Genomic DNA, 16,070 nt, shown 5'->3' with positions numbered 1-16,070 from the left:
CAGGGGCAGTTAGTGAAGCCGAGCTTATTTCGGCCACCATCCGGACGTCTGTTCTACAGACGTCTTCGTGTTTTTATCCGACGCTGCCATGGCAGGGGCAGCAAATCCTGCCACAGCAAGGATGCCGGTGAGCAAGAATGTAGCAGCAATCTTTTTCATCCTGTGATCCTTTTATCAATTAGGTGCAGTAAATCATTACGTACGCTATTATAGCGCCTTATAATCAACATTCACCGGATTGAATTTCTAAGTTTTAGGGCAGGGAAGCCGCAGGTTCCCCATCAAGGTGGATAATTGGGGAATGTCCAAGCCCGAGAAACTGTCGCCCTACGTCCTCGCCGAACTGCAGGCCCGCGAAAGCTTCAAGAACCGCGACTTCCAAGCCGCCCTGGACTCGGCCCGCGAAGCCGCGCGTGAGTCCCTTGAAGCCGGTGACCAAGCCGGCTGGTGGAACATGACATACCTGCAGGCTGAATGCCAGCGGGACCTGGAATCGCTTTGGGATTGTCTCGAACTTGCCCGGCAACTGGCCGAACATCCGCTCTCCGCCGCCAAACCGGCATTTGCCGCCCGCACCTATATCATGCTGTCCACGGCTCATCAGGGGCTGGGCCATCTCGCCGAGGCCGCCGCAAACGCTGCCCGCGCAGCCGAACTTGTATCTGGGGATGAGGAGCAGGTCGACCTGCAGATTCAGGCTCAACGCGGACTCATCGCGGCCCTCGCCGAGAGCCGCAGAGTGGATGAGGCTTGGCGGGAGTCCCTTGTGCTGGAGACGCTGCTGACGGACCTTGTGGATGAGGATACAGCGGGGAAGGCCTACTGGGTCATCGGCAATGTGGCTTTCCTCAGCAAGCGGATTGAAGACGGTGGACGGTACCACGACATGGCCGCGGAGCAACTCTCGCATTCGAAAGACGTGGATTTATGGGCCCATTTCAATAGGGCTTCGGCAGTGATGCGCCTGGAGGCAAACCTGACTGATCCAGCAACGCTGCGGTGTATTGAACGGGCCGAACTTGCCACCGACATCGTGGGCGGAAGTGAACGTGACCGCCTCGAAATGTCTTTTGTTCGGGCATACTGGTATTTCCTGACAGGAGACATGGAAAACGCGCTTTCCTTACTGAAATCTGTATGTGCCAGATCAGAATTCCTGCCTACTCAAACAGCGGGAGAAGCGCGTTTCCTCTTAGGTAAGGCACTGTTTGCCAACGGTGATTTAAGCGGCGCACGGGAACAGTTGAACACTGCACAAGTGCTATTCGAAGGTGCCGCCGCTACAGAGCGAAGCGAGGAAGTCCGCGCATTTGCAGCAACAGTAGAATAGTCCTCTCATGGAACAAGGGGCCGCAGACCTTATTTGCCATGCCAGCAGAATTAGTCCACCTCTTGGCTGTGGGATGCTTTACCGGCGCCGGGGCGGTATTTTAGTGACACAACCCGTCCCGTGAGCGGGGCGGAGTCGGGAGGGGCGGAAGCCTCTCCCCTAGTGCAAGCGGGGGTACATGTCAGAGTCACTAGCGCTTCCAGTATCGCCGGGCACCCTCCCGTTGACTCGGGACGGCGCCGTTCGAGTCACCCTCCCGCTGATGGGCCCGCGAGATGTTCGCTGAAGACGACCCACGCCTGGGACAGTTGCTTGACGGCATCGTCCGGTTAGCCGCCGGCGAGCTGCATTCCAGGATAGAAGTATCACCTGCGCGGGATGAGCTTGATGCCATCATCATGGGGACCAACCTCCTGGCCGAGGACCTCGAGATTATCTATCAGGAGCTTGAGCAACGGGTAGAAACCCGTACCCAACTACTGCACCAGGCGCACGAGGAAATGCGCGCCATGGCCCTTACCGATTCATTGACCGGCTTGGCTAACCGCAGCGCATTTGTGGCCGCGCTTACCCAGGCGCAGGCTGACGCCGCGGCAACAGACGATAGCTTGCCGCCCGCCGTCGTACTCCTGGATCTTGATGCCTTCAAAACCATCAACGACACGCGTGGCCACGCTGTCGGAGACCGGGTGCTTGCCATGGTGGGGGACAGGATCCGGCGCGCCGTCCGCGAAACAGATGTTGTGGCGCGCTTGGGCGGAGACGAGTTTGCGGTCCTGATGCCCGCTACTTCCGCAACGCGTGCAGCGGGAGTGGGCACCAGAATCCTTCAGGCGCTGAACGAGCCCATTGAAATGGACAACGACAGCGTCCACTGCGGGGCAAGCATGGGCCTTCGAATCAGCGAGCCGGGCGAATCCGCCGAGCAGCTGATGGTGGAGGCTGACATCGCCATGTACGCCTCGAAGGCTGAAGGCCGGAGCAAGCTGAAAATCTTCGAGCCGTCCATGCTCCACGCCCGGCAGCTAAGGAGCCAACTGGCGGAAGACCTGCGGGGCGCCATAGCGGACTCTGAGTTGGTGCTCTTCTATCAGCCCATCGTGGAGCTTGCCAGCGGGAGGATCGAGGGTGTTGAGGCGCTGGTCCGCTGGAACCACCCGGAGCGCGGCATGGTGATGCCGGATGAGTTCCTGCCGATCGCTGAAGACGCAGGCCTGATGTCCGAGCTGGGTATCTGGGTCCTCCGAACCGCCATCGAGCAGCTGCGTCATTGGCGCGAAGACGGAATCGCGCCTCCCGAAATGTCCATGCGAGTCAACATCGCTGCCACTGACCTCCAGCGCCTGGAGTTTATTGAAGAAGTGCGGGACATTCTCACGCGCGCCGATCTCAGTCCCGACCTGCTGGTCCTTGAGCTGACAGAGCAGGCCATCATCATGGGCAACGAGCTGGACAGATACTCCCTCAACAGCCTGCGCAAGCTCGGCGTCGGGCTGGAGATTGACGATTTTGGCACAGGCTACTCCTCCATCAGCTATCTTCGCCGGCTTCCTGTTGACCGGGTGAAAGTTGACCGTTCCATCCTCATGGAACTGGGAACCGACCCGGACCAGCCTGCACTGATTGCAGCAGTCCTGCAGCTCATCCGAGCATGTGGCCTGGAAGCAGTTTGGGAAGGTGTGGAAACTGCGGAACAGGCCGAGTATCTGCGCAGTATCGGCTGCATCAGCGCCCAGGGTTACTATTACAGCCGTCCGCTGGCCGCTCTGGAAATGGCCCGGTTGCTGCAAGTGGAAAACGCGCCGTGGCATCACTCGGCGGGTTTGCACCCTGGCTAGCAGGCGCCTCGCCTAGCGGGAAGCCTCGTGCCACGCCCCCCGTTCCTGCAGCACGTGCTTCAACAGATCCGCCCGGTCCGTCACGATCCCGTCCACTCCGAGGTCTAACAGCCTGTTCATTTCGGCTGCTTCATTGATGGTCCAGACGTGAACCTGCAATCCGAGCCGGTGCGCCCGCCGAATAAGCGCGGGAGTCACCACACGTATCCGGCCTCGGCTGACAGGGACCTGCAGGGCGTGGACTCCCCGCATGACCCTCCTGAGCAGCCACGGTGGAAGGAACCGTCCCAGCAGCACAAAAACGGCACTGGTCACCGTCCCGGCCGACGCTGCCACCGGTCTGCTGAGGAGCCTGAGCACAGCCCCCCTCCGCAGGTCAGAGAAGCTGGTTATCAGGACGCGGTTATGCACCCCATGGCGCTCGATGGCCGCGGCAACGCTGGGAACCGAGCTCCAGTCCTTGACATCCAGGTTCAGCCTGACATCGGGGAATTCATTGACCAGCTCGTCAAAAAGCGGGATGGCCTCCACTCCGCCAATCTTCGCGGCAGAGACTTCTGCTGCGCTCAGACGGGAAATGCGGCCTTTCCGGTCGGTGATGCGGTCCAGCTGATCGTCATGGAAGAGGAGCAGCACGCCGTCCGCCGTGGTGTGGACGTCTGTCTCCAGATAGCGGTAGCCGAGGTCCACTGCAGCACGGAACGCCGCCATGGAATTTTCGAACCCTTCACGGGAAAACCCGCGGTGAGCCATGGCTATAGGCACAGGAGCTCCCGCGTCATTAAGTGACGTCAGGAACGGGGGCAGCTCACTCACTCCTGAAGCGTAACCCGAAGGAGTGTGCCATCAGCTGTTGGGCAGGATCTCCACGCCGTCACTGCAGTGCACCAATGTGCGGCCGCGGCCGCCGTCGAGGTCCACCCAGACTGTGGTGTGGTCCCGGCTGACGGCGTCTACGAAGCCGCCCGTCTCAAAACCCGGGGCGCTACGGACGAGAACACGGTCTCCCTGTCGGAGGGATTTCCAGTGCACATCCGGTTCCACGTGGCGCAACGGCTGGTCTTCAACCCTGTTACTGCGGTACCTGGACATTTTCTTCCCGTCCTCTTCTAGAGTGATCCTCTGTAATTGGAAGAGTAGGGGGCCAAAATGAACGTTGGTTGGCCGTTGACCGGGAATCAGGTGGACGGTTAGGAGCGCCTAGGAAAGCGCCACACCAAGTTTCTGCAACTTGGCCTCGAGGATCTGCGCCACGCCATCGTCGTCAAAATGCGGTGCCTGCTGGCCTGCCGCGCGGATTGCGGCGGGATGCCCGCTCGCCATGGCATAGCCGTCGCCGGCCCACCGGAGCATCTCGACGTCATTGGGCATGTCGCCGAAGGCAACAACGTCTGCTGCGTCTACACCAAGTGAAGCGGCGTATTCAGCGAGGGTCACGGCTTTGTTGATGCCGGGAAAGGCGATTTCCAGCATCGCGACCGTGGGCGCAGAATGGGTTACCGACGCCAGGTGCCCCACCGCAGGCGCTACCTCGGCCAGGAAATCATCGGCTGTTCCTTCCCGAATGACGGCGAGGAACTTAACCACGGCGTCATCTGCTGACAGCGTCATGTGGAGCGGGGCAGGGGTGAACTGGGCCAGGAGTTCACTGGAATCGTTCTCGATGAACCCCGGCTCCAGATGGAAACTGGTGAGGGTTTCAGCCGCGAAGAGCGCGGAGGGCCGCAACTCCTTGATGATCCGCCGCACCTCGAAGACCGCTTTGAGATCGAGGGTCCGGGCGGAAACCAGCCGGTCGGCTTCGAGGTCCCACACAACAGCACCGTTGGAGCAGATGACCCGCCCGGTGTGACCCAGCTGGTCCTGCAGCGGGTGCAGCCAGCGCGGTGGTCTTCCAGTCACGAAGACCAGTTCGACGCCGGCAGCGCGGCAGGCGCGGAAGGCACGGATGGTGCGGTCGCTGATTTTTCCGTCGTGTCCCAGAATGGTTCCGTCAATGTCACTTGCTACGAGCCGCATGACGCAAGTCTACGTGGGCAGGTCTACCGCCGTTCAAACGTGCCCGTCAGCCTCGCGCGACCCAAGGTATGGTTTGCAAGCTTGGACACTATCGAAGCAGCCGAATCATCCGAGGCCACGTCCAGTTGTTCGGTGTCCAAAGCATGCACCACCAACAGATAGCGGTGAGGCCCATGCCCCGGCGGTGGTGCGGCGCCTACAAACCCCGAAAAGCCGGCGTCGTTCTTAAGTTGGACAGCCTCCGGTGGCAAAAGGGCATTGCTGCGGGAGCCAGCACCGGCCGGGAGCGAGGTGGTGTCCGCAGGGAGGTTCGCAACTGCCCAATGCCAATATCCTCCGCCCGGAGCGTCGGGATCGAAGACTGTGACTGAATAGCCCCTGGTTCCTTCGGGGGCACCTGACCAGCTGAGCTGTGGGGATTCATCCTGTCCGCCGGCTCCGAGTACTCCGCTGGTTTGGGCCGGTGGCAGAACCTGGCCATCTTCAAAGGATTCGCTGCCTACTTGGAAGGATGCGATTCCGGATGCTGCTTCAAATGGATCAGGTACTGTCATGGCTGCCTTTCAACGTCGGGGACGAGGGCGTGATTGAGTTCAGCGCGGGTGGGCGGGTTGGCCCCGGCGCGGGAGACAGTTACTGCGGCGGCTGCGGCCGCATGGGAAAGGAGTTCGGCGAGGGTTTCCGCGGAGATTGCACGCAGTTCCTTTCGGTTCTGCGCGCCGTCCAGTCCCAGATCCACCACTCCTGAAAGCAGGGCCGCCATGAACGAATCACCTGCGCCCACTGTGTCGGCGACGTCAACTGCAGGTGTGACTGCTTCAGCTTCACCCGCGGCAGTGATTCCCCTGGGGTTGGCTGCGCCTCGGGTCACCACCACCATGGCCGGGCCTTCAGACCCACCGAGAGCCAGCCAGCGGCGTGCCGACTCCAGTATGTCTTCCCCGGGGTAGAGCCATTCGAGGTCCTCATCCGAGGCCTTCACTATGTCCGCAAGGGACACAAATTTCTCTGCCTGCCTCCGGGCATAGCCTGCATCGGCAACGATGCTCGGCCGGCAGTTGGGATCGAAACTGATGGTGGCGGAGGGGTGTGCGTGTTCGACGGCGGCCAGCACCTCTGCCGCCCCGGGCGCCAGCATAGTGGCAATGGATCCTGTATGCAGCAGTGTTGTTCCCTGCAGCATGAACGGCAGTCGGTCAACGAGGCCGGGGAGCTCCCAGGCGAGGTCGAACGTATAGGTGGCGGCGCCGTCGTCGTCAATCAGTGCGGTGGCCACGCTGGTGGGCAGCGAGTCAGGACCCTGGGGCACCATCACTGAGCTGGACCTTAGGTGGGCCGCGACAGAATCGCCATACGCATCCCGCCCGTAGCGGCCGATGAACTGAACCGGGTGGCCGAGGCGCGCCAGCCCAACCGCCACGTTCAGGGGGCTTCCGCCCACATGGGCTTCAATTCCCGTTGGACGTTGCACAACGTCAACCAGGCCCTCGCCGATTACTGTCAGCATGGTCCCTACTCTGCCAGAGAATGCCCCGGAATGGCTGCCTTCCGCCCACCCCGGATTAGTTCAGGAGTGCTGGTCCTTGGCGTAGACGTCCGGGATGCCGTCGTTGTCAGCATCCACCTTTTCCTCTTCCTCTTCCCGGCGGTAGACGCGGTTCCTGGCACGCAACACCACGGTGGCCAGGACCGAGGCCAGGAGGGAAGCGGCCAGGATTCCCACCTTGGCGTGATCGTCCTGAACTGTTCCATGCCCAAAGCTCAGCTCCGCAACGAGGAGGGACACAGTGAAGCCGATCCCGGCCAGCAACGAGATTCCGAAGACGTCGATCCATTTGAAGGAGCTGTCGAGGGCAGCCTTGCTCGTTTTAGTCAGGACCCAGGTGGTGCCCATTATGCCAATCGGCTTTCCCAGCACCAGCGCAGCAATAATGCCGACGGCGACCGGATCGGCCAGTGCCGACCGAAGGCCTTCCCAACTGCCTACGGCGACGCCGGCGGAGAAGAAAGCAAAAATGGGCACAGCGACGCCCGCAGAGATGGGCCGGAAACGGTGTTCAAAGATCTCGGAGAGGCCGGGGCCGGTTTGGGGACCGCCGCTGGCCTGTGAACGCAGGACCGGGATCGCGAAGCCCAGGAGCACGCCGGCGACAGTGGCGTGGATTCCCGAAGCGTGCACCAGCGCCCAGACGAGGATCCCCAGCGGCAGCAGGATGAGCCAGGCTGCCCATACCCGGGTCCCGAAGAACCGGCGGTACTTCTGGGCCAGGAGCGTGTAGAGCCCCAATGGGATCAGCGCGAGCAGCAGGGGCATGGGCTGGATGTTCTCCGAGTAGAAGAGAGCAATGATGGTGATGGCAATCAGGTCATCAACAACGGCCAGCGTCAGGAGAAAGATCCGAAGGGCGCTGGGAAGGTGGGATCCAATAATCGCCAGGACGGCGACTGCAAACGCGATGTCGGTAGCCGTCGGGATTGCCCAGCCTCGAAGGGTTTCCGGGCTCGTGATGTTAATGACGGCGTAGATTACTGCCGGTATGACAACGCCGCCGGCAGCTGCAGCCACCGGAACCACTGACTTGTTGAGCTGCCTCAGATCCCCTGCAACGAATTCACGTTTGAGCTCGAGCCCCACGAGGAAGAAGAAAACGGCAAGGAGCCCGTCAGCGGCCCAGGCTCCGAGGCTGAGCTCCAGGTGCCATGGCTCATAGCCGATTTTGAAGTCCCGAAAGGCGAAGTAGCTCTCTGACGCAGGAGAATTTGCCCAGACCAACGCGATGATGGCGGCGGCAACCAACAGCGCTCCACCAACGGTTTCCTTGCGGAGGATCTCGCCGATGCGCAGGGACTCGGCGTAACTTCCGCGTCCGAAGATCGTGATGCGCGGGGGAATTGGTGCAGGCTTCTGGCTCATCTGAGTCCTCAAGGTAGCGTCGACAAAGTCACGCCGACCAGACTTCCCGGCACACCTGACACCCAGTGTAGGGGAAGGATTAGCCCGGACGCATGCGCTGCCGCGACATTACTCGGGTTGAGGCAGGGCGCCCCGTCCTTCAGGCAGGCCGCACCTCCCGCTCCCCCGCACTCAGCCCAGCAGGCCTTGGACCAGTTCCCTGCATTTGCGGTATGACGGCGCCTTCGGATCAATCAACGCAAAGTGGTCACCTGGCAACTTGAGCAGCTGAACGGGTGCACCGGCAGCCCGGGCAGCAAGTGCGTAGGCCTCGGACTGGCTCAGGGGAACGGTGTCGTCGTCCAGGCCATGGACAGCGTAAACAGGCACTGTCAGGGGGACTGTGCTCATAGGGTCCACGTACATGTGGCGCTTGGGATACTTCCGGGCCGGCCCGCCAAGGAAATTGCTGACCGCACCGTTGCTGAGATCCAGCTTTTCTGCGTCCGCGAGGTTGAGGAGGCCGGATTGGCTGACAACACCTGTGAGGTGAACGGCGCCGTTGCCGTTCTTGCGGACCAACTGACGGTCGGCCTCAGGCGCGGGCAGAGTTCCGAGCTTGTCACGGCCTGCTGCCCACACGGCCAGGTGGCCTCCTGCTGAATGTCCCAGGGCAACTACGTTGCGAAGATCAAGGTCGTGCTCTTCAGCAAGATCCCTCAACTTGTCGATCCCCGCCAGGACATCCTCAAAGGTGTGAGGCCAGCCCCCGCCGTTTCCTGCCCGCCTGTACTCCAGGTTCCATGCCGCCATGCCGTGCATCGCAAGATCCCGGGCCAGCGGTTCGCCCAGTTCAGCACCGTATTGGGAACGCCAGTATCCGCCGTGAATGACCACAACAACGCCTTTGGGCGTTTGTTTGCCATTGGCTTCCGGCAGGAAAAGTTCGCCCCACTGACTGGGGTCTGCACCGTACTGGTACTTGTGCCGCTTCACTGCATCCTCCTCGGGGCGTGTTCTACAGAAGGCGGACAATGCCCCAACTGTCCGCCTACTGCTGCGACGCCTGGTCTCGACGATGCACATCAGCTAGGTCTGAGCCTACCTTGGCCTTTGCCTGTCTACCGGATTTGGAATGGTCTGCGTCACCGACCTGGGAGGGCCGGTGTCAGCGGGGGCGGGGTGTCAGTGCCATCGTGTCGCACCCCCACCGTAAGCTGGCTTTATGGCAACCAATTGGGACCTTCTCGACACTGCCCAGAAGCAGGCTGTGCAGGAGAATGTTGAGCTTTATGAGCGGGTGCGTCCGGCCCTGAAGCTCGTCACGCGCGAGGTTCTGCTGTCCCTGCGGGGCATGCTCAAGGACACCGAAGTCACACCGTTGTTTGTTACCGGCCGTACCAAAACCGTGGACTCCTTCCGCGAGAAGATTTCCCGGACAGAGGAGCCACTGGAGCCCGGAGGCCCCCCGGTCCTGAAGTTTCCTGACCCGTTCCGCACCCTTAACGACATGGTGGGAGTGCGTGTCATTACCAAGCTTCCGGCTGAGAACGCAGTGGTGGCGAACCTCATCAAACGCCAGCGCCAGCTTTTCGACTGCCGTGGCGACCGGGAAAAGGACATCGGTTCCATTGAATCCGGGACCTATGGGTACTCCAGCCGCCACTTAATCCTACGGACCATCCAGAATGAGGCCGTGAAGGACTACCAGCAAGCCTTCAATCCGGATCTCCCCGCCAACGGCAGCTACTTCTTTGAATGCCAGATCCGTACAGTCTTTGCGCACGCCTGGAGCGAGATCGAGCACGATATCCGCTTCAAAGCTGAAGACCCCCGGGCTTGGACGCCTCATTTCGACCGACAGTTCACCGCAACGGCCGCCATGCTGGAAACAGTGGAAGGCGCATTCGCTGATCTGCACGAGCGCTATGAGGAGGTCCGCAGCTTCTGGGATACCGAAGGTGAAGGCGCGGCCCCGCTCACCCCCAACCGCATCCGGGACGTCTGGCGGACGCTGCTGCCGCACGTGGACCGCAAGGTCGACGACGATTGGGGCTGGGCGGCTGAGCTGATGGCCGCCCACAGCCTCAACCAGACAGTCCAGCTGGCCGAGCTGCTCAGCGCCAACCGGATCACTGAGGTCCGGCGTGCTTTGGACCACCGGTATTCGCCGGGACCGGACAGGCTGTTGGATGACCTCTTGCTATGGCAATACGGCACCAAGCATATTGACCTCACTGCTGAATCGCCCGACGCCGTCCCCCACCCGCGGCGGGACAGCCTCCAGCGGAGGCTGAAGCAAATCGAGCGGTACCGCCTGACGCAATAACAGTTTCCGCTGTAGACCCTGGTGCTGAGCTCAACGGTTCCCGATAAACTCCGGCAAAAAGGTCGTTACAGAGGCGTCGGGTAGTGGGATACTTGGGCTTCACAGGCTCGTTCAGCAGGGGGAAGAAGAGCATGGTCCTCGATACAGTTACCCTCAGGGTCGCTTTCGCCGTGATGGCCTTGGTTCTCAGTCTCCTTTTCTACTTCTCGGCCTACCGCAGCACCCGCTCGGCCTACAGCGCCTGGTGGTGCTTCGCGCTCATCCTGTTTCTCGCCGGATCCGCATCGTTGCTCCTGGAAGGAACGCCCCTTCAATGGCTGGCCATTCCGGCAGGCCACGGCCTGTTGGTCGCAGGCGCCTCCAGCGTGTGGGCGGCTGCGCGCTCTCTTCGCACGTCCATACCCCGTCCCTGGCTTCTGCTGGCGGGGCCGGTGATAACGGCTTTCGCCTCATGCCTGGAGAACCCGGCAGGCAACACCTGGTCAGGAGGCGCGGTTTTCCTTGCCTCCATGAATGTGATTATTGGATTGGCTGCGCATGAGCTCTGGCGCCTCGAGCCGGGTTATTCCAAGATCCGCATGCCCATGGCCATCGCGGCCGGATCGCTGTCCCTGTTCTATTTCCTACGGCTGATCGCGTATCTTGTCGAAGGCCCGTACAGCCCCAATTTCCAGGCATATTTCGGGTCCGCCATCACCACTGGCATCACCATGGTTCTCCTGGTGGTCGCCTCCTTCAGCATGGCGGCACTCAGCACTGAGCAGCAGACCCAGGCGTTGCGTACGTTCGCAACGCGCGACGGGCTGACCGGGCTGCTGAATCGGGGCGGCTTTCTTGATCTGGCCGAGACAGAACTCCTTAGGCTTCGGCACACGCGGGCGCCCGGAACTCTTCTCCTTGCCGATCTGGATCACTTCAAAGCCATTAATGACACCCATGGCCACGCAGCCGGGGATCGAGCATTGCAGGCGTTCGCGAAAGCGTGCACGCAGACGGTCCGGTCTTCCGACCTGGTCGCCAGGTATGGAGGTGAGGAGTTCGTCCTGCTTCTACCGGGAGTGAGTCCTTACCGCGCCGAGGGCATAGCGACGGACATCAGCCGCCGTATGGACGCTGCTTCTGGAGAGGTTGGCATACAAATGCCCACCGTCAGCTACGGCTTAGCGGTAGTGGACCAGGATACAGAAGGCCTAGAGGAACTAATCGCAGCGGCAGACGCCGCTCTCTACAGCGCAAAATCACTGGGCCGGAACCGAACAGTCCGCTACGCCCGTTCGACCAAACCAGGGAACTGAGGTAGGGACCTTGAGAACCGGTACCCAATACCGGCCTTGACGCTGAAACTGCTAGCGCTTGCCCTTCTTTCGGGATCCCCGGCCGCGGCCCTTGTCAGGATTCGGGGCGTAGCGCTGGGCTACGGCCGGTTTCTTGGCTCCGCCCGTTCCCCGGCGGTCAGGCTTAGGGGCTTTTTTGGGCTTCTCCTGGTTCGCCGATGGCTGCCGGGAACTCTGGGCAGTGCGCCCCCGAACGATCCCAATGAACTCCTCGATCACCTCGTCGGTCGCATCGGCAGGCCAGGCGAGCGCGATCTCGGTGCCGGGCACACCTGTCAGCCTCCGCGCCACAGTGTCCTTAACATTGAAGTGCCGCGCTACCGACATCGGAAGGATCAGCAATCCTGCACCGGACGCCACCACTTGGAGGGCATTTTCTGCTCCCCCGAGTTCAGCAGGGTCCAAAAAAGTTTCGTCTGCCAGGTCGTCGAACGCGACCTCCTCGAAGACCGAGATTTCATGGCCCTTCGGCGCAACCACAACGGGCTGTTCCTCATAAAGGGGAATAACACTGAGTCCCTCGCGCTCCACGGGGAGGCGGACGAAGCTGAGATCAGCTGCACCGTTCCGCAACACCGCAAGCTGCTCGCCGTCGTCGGACATAAAGGACTGCAACGGAACGTCCGGCATCCGCTCTTCCCAGCGTCGGATCCATTTCCCAGGCGTTACCCCAACAACGTACGCAAATCTCAGCTCGCGGCGGCCCTCATCTGGTTCCCCGCTTGACGTTTCCGTCGAAACCGGAGGAGAAGGGGGAAAGGGATGCTCGGGAGCTTGGGGGATTTCATTGTCTGCTGGCACAGCTTCACAGTACCGTCAGCCGTTCATCAGAGTCAGCCGTTCACTGCACAGTACACGCGATGGTGCCGGAACGGCGCCTGCTCTGGTGCGGTGAGCGCGCCCGTACAGATACCCTTGAAGCATGACCTCTGCAAACTCCCAGTCCATGAAGCCGGCCACAGTTGCCAAGAAACTCGGCATCTACCTGCCCGCGACACCACAGGAGTTCCAGGATTCAGTAATCACTCGCGCTGACTTCGCCGAGCTCCAGGCCAACCCGCCGGAGTGGCTGGTCGAGTTGCGCCGTAACGGCCCCCACCCCCGCCCCGTGGTGGCGCAGAAACTGAACGTCTCCATCAGCGGCCTCGCCCGTGGCGGCGTTGAAGAAGCACTGACGACGGCGGAAATCACCGCCCTGCTGCAGGCGCCCCCTGCGTGGCTGGTGGCTGAGCGCTCCACCCACGCCGCCGTCCGGGCTGAGGCTCAGCGCGTCAAGGATGAGGCCGCGAAGAAGGAAGCCAAAAAGGCCCGCCAGGGCTGAACGGGCCTAGCTGAGGCCTGTAGTGACGGCGCATACTGATACCAAGCGGCGCTCGATCTCCCAGCGGCACTGTTGGAGGACGGCGCCAAGCGGGTAATAGCGCTGGAGGTGGTCCGATGCCCGCCCTGCCTGATTCCGTACTGATGGCGCCTGCAGAAATCGCACTGTGGGCAGGTGTGCTGGTGTTCGCTATCGCTGGAACCGTCCGTGTCCTGTACCGGAGCGTCAGCCAGACTCCTGCCGCGTCCAACGGAGGTCTGCTTTCCCGTTACAGCCCCGCCGCGGCCAACTCCAGGGAAAACAAGCCTGCAGAAAACAGCCAAGCGGGCAGGAGCGAACCAGACGCGCTGTTCTGGAATGTGTTCACCGGCCTCGTGGTAATCGTACCGGCCGTGCTGATTCCGGCCGTGTTGTCGCCAGTGGTCGGACTGTTGCTGTTTACGCTCGGTACTGCCGCTGCCCTTCTGACTTTGACCGGCAGCCGCAAACTGGACCTGCGTCAGAGAAGCAAGCCGCAGAACCGTCCCGGATGGGTGGCCGCCGCGGCACGCCACGATGCTGTTCTCCGGTTGTGGAGCAGCTACGAACTGGACCCGGGAAAGGCCATCGAGTTTCCTGGCATGAGCGATGTTCGTGTCCCTCAAACGGCCGAATTCTTCCGCGCCATGAAGGAAGCCCAACGTTGCCGGCTGGCACCCGATACCGATTATGCACGGGCCGTGGAAAGGCTCGAGAAGGCCTTCGAAGCTGCAGACAAAGCGTCCGGACCGCTCAGTATCGGCTCGTAACTTTAAACTATTGTTCAACAATGTCTTGCGGAGATTGTTGAACAGTCTGTAGTGTTGCCCGTGACATCCCATTGTGACTCCGGTCACCCGCACTCTTTGGACGGACCCCGTGGAAAGCACAGCAACACTCCCAAGCAAAACGAAAGCCGGCAGGCGCTCGGCTCTCCTTGGTGCCATGTTCCTCATGGCCACCAGCGCAATCGGCCCCGGCTTCATCACCCAGACCGCGGCGTTCACAGTGCAGCTGGGGGCTGCCTTCGCCTTCGCCATCCTCGTATCGATCCTTGTGGACATCGCGGTGCAGACCAACGTCTGGCGTGTGATCGGCGTTTCGGGGCTGCGGTCCCAGGAACTCGGTAACAAGGTCCTGCCGGGTGTGGGTTGGTTCCTCGCCGGCCTCGTGTTCCTGGGCGGCCTGGTCTTCAACATCGGCAATATCGCAGGCACCGGTCTGGGCACCAACGCCATGATGGGGTTGGATCCCAAGCTCGGCGGCGCTATCTCCGCTGTTATCGCAATCCTGATCTTCCTCAGTAAGAAGGCAGGCCTGGCACTCGACAAGATTGTGGTGATCCTCGGCGCCGTCATGATCCTCATGACGCTCTACGTGGCCATCGTCTCCGCCCCTCCCCTTGGCGAAGCACTCCGGAACACGGTGATGCCCGAGAAGGTGGACTTCCTGGTGATCACCACGCTCATCGGCGGAACCATCGGCGGCTACATCACCTACGCAGGCGCCCACAGAATGCTGGATTCCGGCGCCACCGGTGTGGAGCACGTCAAAGAGATCACCCAAAGCTCCATCCTGGGCATCCTGGTGACCTGCGTGATGCGCGTCCTGCTTTTCCTCGCGATTTTCGGAGTGGTGGCTGGTGGCGTGGCATTGGCCAACAACAACCTTGCCGCCTCTGCTTTCGAAGCTGCCGCCGGTCAGATCGGGCTGCGCATGTTCGGCGTGATTCTCTGGGCGGCCTCCATCACCTCAGTGATCGGTGCCGCGTACACCTCGGTTTCGTTCGTGACCAAGTCCTCAACAAAGGAACGCACGCGCAACCTCATCACCGTTGGCTTCATCGCCTTCTGCGCCGTCGCCTACCTCCTCATCGGACAGGCCCCGCAGCAGCTGCTCATCTTCGCCGGTGCCTTCAATGGCCTTATCCTCCCAGTGGGCTTCGCCCTCCTGCTGTGGGTGGCCTGGCGTCGCCGAGACCTTCTGCACGGCTATGTCTATCCCAAGTGGCTGCTCATCATCGGTGCTCTCGCCTGGCTGCTGACCCTGTTCCTCGGCTGGAACTCACTGGCCGGCCTCGCCAAGCTCTGGGCCTAGGGGAAACCGTGACTGTCTCAACGAACTCCCCTGCCGGCGTCGTACTTCCTGAGAATCCGGCAGCCCTGCTGCCTTCAGAGGCTCGCGCACTTTTCCGGGCGGGCCTCGTTACCCCCACTTCCGGCTGGAGCGCCGGGTTTGCCCAGGCAAACCTGATTATTGTGCCGAAGGCACAGGCTTTCGATGCCCTGCTCTTCGCGCAACGTAACCCGAAGCCGTGCCCAATTCTGGGAGTGCTCGACGCCGGTGAGACGTCCGGCGCGCTGCTGGCCGGCGGCGACGTGCGGACCGACGTCGCACGGTACGTGGTGTATGAGGACGGGGTGAAAGTTGACGAGCCGACGGACATCCGCGCGCACTGGCGCGATGATCTGGTGACCTTCATTGTGGGGTGCAGCTTTACCTTTGAAGCCGCCCTCCAGGAGAACGGGATACGGGTGGCCCACATCGACCAAAGGGTGAACGTCCCGATGTATCGGACAAGTGTGCGCTGTGAACCTGCGGGCGCCATGGCTGGCCCTTTGGTGGTGTCCATGCGCCCCATCCCGGCTTCGCAGGTTGCCGACGCCGTCCGGATCACCTCACGCTATCCCGCTGTTCACGGCGCCCCCGTGCATGTGGGAAATCCTGGGGAGCTGGGCATCGCCGACCTTGGCCGTCCGGACTTTGGCGATGCCGTGGAAATCCCTGCCAACCATGTTCCGGTCTTCTGGGCCTGCGGGGTAACACCCCAGGCTGCCGTGATGGAGTCGAGGCCCGCCCTTGCGATCGGGCATGCCCCCGGACACATGCTGATTACTGACGCCCGGGACAGCAGCTACCTGGTGCCCTAGCCTCTGCAGTTGCTCTTGCAAAGCGCCGCGGTTCCGTTATCGGTACCGCGGCGCTTTT

16 protein-coding genes are annotated in these 16,070 nt (G+C 61.7%); 8 read left to right on the top strand and 8 right to left on the bottom strand.

Annotated features, from left to right (window positions below; translation table 11 throughout):
- The first annotated feature begins 301 nt into the window (after positions 1-301).
- The gene (locus M1D88_RS00260; protein ID WP_458112631.1) at positions 302-1,330 is read left to right on the top strand and encodes a hypothetical protein; all 1,029 of its coding nucleotides are present in this window, start codon (positions 302-304) and stop codon (positions 1,328-1,330) included.
- A gap of 275 nt (positions 1,331-1,605) precedes the next feature.
- A complete protein-coding gene (locus M1D88_RS00255; RefSeq protein ID WP_458112630.1) occupies positions 1,606-3,168 on the top strand; it encodes a putative bifunctional diguanylate cyclase/phosphodiesterase in 1,563 nt (520 codons plus the stop codon).
- A gap of 12 nt (positions 3,169-3,180) precedes the next feature.
- On the opposite strand, the gene M1D88_RS00250 is transcribed toward M1D88_RS00255, so the two are convergent.
- The 7 genes from M1D88_RS00250 to M1D88_RS00220 all read right to left on the bottom strand — a co-directional run bounded on the left by M1D88_RS00250 (position 3,181) and on the right by M1D88_RS00220 (position 9,076).
- Positions 3,181-3,921, bottom strand: a complete 741-nt coding sequence (locus M1D88_RS00250; protein ID WP_458114597.1) for a glycerophosphodiester phosphodiesterase — start codon at positions 3,919-3,921, stop codon at positions 3,181-3,183.
- 93 nt (positions 3,922-4,014) lie between these two features.
- The gene (locus M1D88_RS00245; RefSeq protein WP_458112629.1) at positions 4,015-4,260 is read right to left on the bottom strand and encodes a hypothetical protein; all 246 of its coding nucleotides are present in this window, start codon (positions 4,258-4,260) and stop codon (positions 4,015-4,017) included.
- Positions 4,261-4,368: 108 nt separating this feature from the next.
- Positions 4,369-5,187, bottom strand: a complete 819-nt coding sequence (locus M1D88_RS00240) for an HAD family hydrolase (protein WP_458112628.1) — start codon at positions 5,185-5,187, stop codon at positions 4,369-4,371.
- 23 nt (positions 5,188-5,210) lie between these two features.
- On the bottom strand, positions 5,211-5,741 hold the full coding sequence (locus tag M1D88_RS00235; RefSeq protein WP_458112627.1) for a YbhB/YbcL family Raf kinase inhibitor-like protein: 531 nt from the start codon (positions 5,739-5,741) through the stop codon (positions 5,211-5,213).
- Complete coding sequence (locus M1D88_RS00230) at positions 5,738-6,694, bottom strand: carbohydrate kinase family protein (protein ID WP_458112626.1); 957 nt, start codon at positions 6,692-6,694, stop codon at positions 5,738-5,740. The genes M1D88_RS00235 and M1D88_RS00230 overlap by 4 nt, the downstream gene beginning before the upstream one ends.
- A 60-nt stretch (positions 6,695-6,754) precedes the next feature.
- Positions 6,755-8,101 carry a Na+/H+ antiporter NhaA gene (nhaA, locus tag M1D88_RS00225; RefSeq protein WP_458112625.1) on the bottom strand — a complete coding sequence of 449 codons (1,347 nt, stop codon included), beginning with the start codon at positions 8,099-8,101 and terminating at the stop codon, positions 6,755-6,757.
- Positions 8,102-8,272: 171 nt separating this feature from the next.
- The gene (locus M1D88_RS00220) at positions 8,273-9,076 is read right to left on the bottom strand and encodes an alpha/beta hydrolase (RefSeq protein ID WP_458112624.1); all 804 of its coding nucleotides are present in this window, start codon (positions 9,074-9,076) and stop codon (positions 8,273-8,275) included.
- 229 nt (positions 9,077-9,305) lie between these two features.
- On the opposite strand from M1D88_RS00220, the gene M1D88_RS00215 reads away from it, so the two are divergent.
- Together M1D88_RS00215 and M1D88_RS00210 are read left to right on the top strand one after the other, a co-directional pair.
- Positions 9,306-10,409: a GTP pyrophosphokinase gene (locus M1D88_RS00215; RefSeq protein WP_458112623.1), complete on the top strand. Its 1,104-nt coding sequence runs from the start codon at positions 9,306-9,308 to the stop codon at positions 10,407-10,409.
- Positions 10,410-10,540: 131 nt separating this feature from the next.
- A complete protein-coding gene (locus tag M1D88_RS00210) occupies positions 10,541-11,704 on the top strand; it encodes a GGDEF domain-containing protein (RefSeq protein WP_458112622.1) in 1,164 nt (387 codons plus the stop codon).
- A 51-nt stretch (positions 11,705-11,755) separates the two neighbouring features.
- Here the strand turns inward: M1D88_RS00210 and M1D88_RS00205 are convergent, their stop codons facing one another.
- Positions 11,756-12,436, bottom strand: a complete 681-nt coding sequence (locus M1D88_RS00205) for a LysR substrate-binding domain-containing protein (RefSeq protein ID WP_458114596.1) — start codon at positions 12,434-12,436, stop codon at positions 11,756-11,758.
- A 229-nt stretch (positions 12,437-12,665) separates the two neighbouring features.
- Between M1D88_RS00205 and M1D88_RS00200 the strand changes: the two genes are divergently transcribed.
- The 4 genes from M1D88_RS00200 (at position 12,666) to M1D88_RS00185 (ending at position 16,012) form a co-directional block, all read left to right on the top strand.
- Entirely contained in the window at positions 12,666-13,064 is a 399-nt protein-coding gene (locus M1D88_RS00200; RefSeq protein ID WP_458112621.1) for a DUF5997 family protein, read from the top strand.
- 116 nt (positions 13,065-13,180) lie between these two features.
- Positions 13,181-13,852 carry a hypothetical protein gene (locus M1D88_RS00195; RefSeq protein ID WP_458112620.1) on the top strand — a complete coding sequence of 224 codons (672 nt, stop codon included), beginning with the start codon at positions 13,181-13,183 and terminating at the stop codon, positions 13,850-13,852.
- A gap of 175 nt (positions 13,853-14,027) precedes the next feature.
- A complete protein-coding gene (locus M1D88_RS00190) occupies positions 14,028-15,179 on the top strand; it encodes an NRAMP family divalent metal transporter (RefSeq protein ID WP_458114595.1) in 1,152 nt (383 codons plus the stop codon).
- Positions 15,180-15,187: 8 nt separating this feature from the next.
- Positions 15,188-16,012 carry a putative hydro-lyase gene (locus M1D88_RS00185; protein ID WP_458112619.1) on the top strand — a complete coding sequence of 275 codons (825 nt, stop codon included), beginning with the start codon at positions 15,188-15,190 and terminating at the stop codon, positions 16,010-16,012.
- Positions 16,013-16,070 lie beyond the last annotated feature (58 nt).

This window comes from Arthrobacter sp. R1-13 (genome assembly GCF_054161475.1).
The sequence above is the reverse complement of the archived record's forward strand: the minus strand, read 5'-3'. Positions and strand labels throughout refer to the sequence as shown.

Excerpts from the sequence above, each read along its gene's own strand:
- M1D88_RS00260 (WP_458112631.1), top strand. The coding sequence starts at position 302 with ATGTCCAAGCCCGAGAAACTGTCGCCCTACGTCCTCGCCGAACTGCAG.
- M1D88_RS00255 (WP_458112630.1), top strand. The coding sequence starts at position 1,606 with ATGTTCGCTGAAGACGACCCACGCCTGGGACAGTTGCTTGACGGCATC.
- M1D88_RS00250 (WP_458114597.1), bottom strand. The coding sequence starts at position 3,921 with ATGGCTCACCGCGGGTTTTCCCGTGAAGGGTTCGAAAATTCCATGGCG.
- M1D88_RS00245 (WP_458112629.1), bottom strand. The coding sequence starts at position 4,260 with ATGTCCAGGTACCGCAGTAACAGGGTTGAAGACCAGCCGTTGCGCCAC.
- M1D88_RS00240 (WP_458112628.1), bottom strand. The coding sequence starts at position 5,187 with ATGCGGCTCGTAGCAAGTGACATTGACGGAACCATTCTGGGACACGAC.
- M1D88_RS00235 (WP_458112627.1), bottom strand. The coding sequence starts at position 5,741 with ATGACAGTACCTGATCCATTTGAAGCAGCATCCGGAATCGCATCCTTC.
- M1D88_RS00230 (WP_458112626.1), bottom strand. The coding sequence starts at position 6,694 with ATGCTGACAGTAATCGGCGAGGGCCTGGTTGACGTTGTGCAACGTCCA.
- nhaA (WP_458112625.1), bottom strand. The coding sequence starts at position 8,101 with ATGAGCCAGAAGCCTGCACCAATTCCCCCGCGCATCACGATCTTCGGA.
- M1D88_RS00215 (WP_458112623.1), top strand. The coding sequence starts at position 9,306 with ATGGCAACCAATTGGGACCTTCTCGACACTGCCCAGAAGCAGGCTGTG.
- M1D88_RS00210 (WP_458112622.1), top strand. The coding sequence starts at position 10,541 with ATGGTCCTCGATACAGTTACCCTCAGGGTCGCTTTCGCCGTGATGGCC.
- M1D88_RS00200 (WP_458112621.1), top strand. The coding sequence starts at position 12,666 with ATGACCTCTGCAAACTCCCAGTCCATGAAGCCGGCCACAGTTGCCAAG.
- M1D88_RS00195 (WP_458112620.1), top strand. The coding sequence starts at position 13,181 with ATGCCCGCCCTGCCTGATTCCGTACTGATGGCGCCTGCAGAAATCGCA.
- M1D88_RS00190 (WP_458114595.1), top strand. The coding sequence starts at position 14,028 with ATGTTCCTCATGGCCACCAGCGCAATCGGCCCCGGCTTCATCACCCAG.